The organism is Stenotrophomonas sp. Steno-Z1, from assembly GCF_056393175.1.
The window spans coordinates 1-2153 of record NZ_JBWJPB010000017.1 but is presented as its reverse complement, the minus strand read 5'-3'; the positions used below and the strand labels follow the sequence as shown (position 1 = coordinate 2153).

Here is a 2153-nt window from a genome sequence, read left to right as displayed (position 1 = left end):
GAAGGGCGCCCGTCGCGTATCCGCGCCATACGCGACATCGCGCGAATGCAGCTGCGAACGACATGCATTTTTTCTTCCCGACAAATCGAAGGATTTCGATACAGACGCAGGACGGGAGTGACGATGATGCGCGCACTTTCCAGCCATACCGAGTCCGCTTGCCATGAAGCAGCACACCTTGAAGCACCATGTCCTCTCCCTCGCGGTTACCAGTGCCATGTTCGCCAGCGGCAGTGCCTTGGCGGCATTGCCAGTGGTCGCCGATGGCGTGCACCTTGACATCGCCAACGACACGTATGACGGCGCGGCCGGTTACCAGGGCCACGCCGTGCAGGCCATCAACGGTGGCAGCGTCGATGCCGATCAGGTCACGCTGGCCACGACCGGCGATGAAGCCAATGGCGCCAATGCCACAGGTGCCGGCAGTCTGATCAATCTCACCAATGCCACGGTCAGCACGAGCGGCTACGTCAGTGCCGGCCTCGCGGCGAATGCCGCCGGCGTGATCAACGCCAGCGGCGTGTCGATCGTGACAACCGGGGCCAATGGTCGTGGCTTCGTGGCTTCCGGCGAAGGGTCGGTAGTGAACTTCAACGGCGGCTCGGTGATCACTACCAACACCAGCGCGGACGGCCTGCGTGCTTCCGGCAACGGCGTCATCAACGTCGGTCGGGATGCGAACGGCAACGGCACCGTGATCGATGTCCGGGGCGCAGCGCTGGGTGCCATCGTTGGCAGCGTCAGCGATGCGGGCGCAAGCGGCGCCGTCAGCTTCGACGGGACCACCGTGCAGGCAGCGCGTGGTCGCGGTGTGTGGGTGGGCGGCAGCGGTGCGCAGGCCACCATGCGCGACAGCGTCATCCGCACCGGATCGGTTGGGCTGACCGCCATCAACGATGGCCGGGCCGACCTGGTCGACACCAGGATCGAGACCGCTGGTTCCGCTGCGCATGGCATCAGCGCCACCATGGGAGGCAAGGTCTCTGCGCTGCGCGTGGACGTCACCACGCAAGGTAGCGGCGCCGCCGCGTTGCTGGCAAACGGCGCCGGCAGCAGCATCTCGCACGACGGCGGTACCCTGAAAAGCTACGGCTCGATGGGCAACACCGCTTCGCCCGACCGGCTGGCCACGGTAACCGCACAGGATGACGCCACCATCGTCCTGGACAACGTGCGCATCGAAAATCTGTACACCAACACCGTGTATGGCCCCGAAGGTGCGATACCCGACGTGCGCCTGGGCATGGGCATCCTGGCCGATGGCGCCAATGTGTCGGTGTCCAACAGCAGCATCCAGGCCGAGGACGGCGTGACCGCGCTGGAGGGCAGCAGCGTGACCGTGGCGAACACCGCGATCGAAGCCTTGGGTGGGCGCGGCCTCCTGGTCGGCGGCGGCTCCACGGCGACGGTGCAGGGTGGCAGCATCCTGGTGCGCCAGTCCGCAGTAACACCCAACACGCCCAGTCCGCATGCCACCGGCGTGTGGGCCAGCACCGGCGGGCATGCCAGCCTTGCCGACACTACCATTGAGGTCCAGCAGCGGGGTGCAATCGGCCTGCTCGCCTACTCGGCCGGCTCGCAGATCGACATGGCTGGAGGCAGCGTGCTGATGACCGCCGACGATGCCTACGGCGTAGTCGCTGGCTATGCCGGCTATCTGCCGGTTCTGCGTGACGGCACGGTCAACCTGACCGGCACCGACATCGAGGTCCGTGGCGCCAATTCGGTTGGACTGCTGGCCGAGCATGATGGCGCCATCAACGCGACCGACACCCGTGTGCTGACCCACGGCACCGGCTCGCATGCCGCCATCGTGGAAGATGGCAGTCTGACCAGCACCGGCGGCATGCTGGTCGCCACCGGCAATGACGCGTCGAGCCTGGTCGTAAAGGCCGGCGGCAATGCAGCACTTGCCAATACCTTGGTCAGCGCCGACCAGGGGACTGCCATGCAGGTCGACGGCGACGCCACCATCGACCTCAGCGGGGTAAAGGCATGGAGTGGCGCTGGCATCCTGCTGGCATCGGATGACAGTGCCAGCGCGATCGGCAGTGGCACGACCCACGTCCAAGCAACCGCATCGGAACTTCAAGGCGACATCATCTTCGGCGACGCCTATGCCAGCACCGTGCAACTCAGCGCGGGCACCCTGC

Annotated in this window: 1 protein-coding gene; it reads left to right on the top strand. The window is 66.0% G+C overall.

Going from position 1 to position 2153, the window contains the following annotated elements; genetic code table 11:
* Window positions 1–163: 163 nt before the first annotated feature.
* Window positions 164–2153 (top strand): beta strand repeat-containing protein (locus tag AC06FD_RS20385; RefSeq protein WP_478078727.1); only part of this gene is annotated, 1990 nt, incomplete at its 3' end.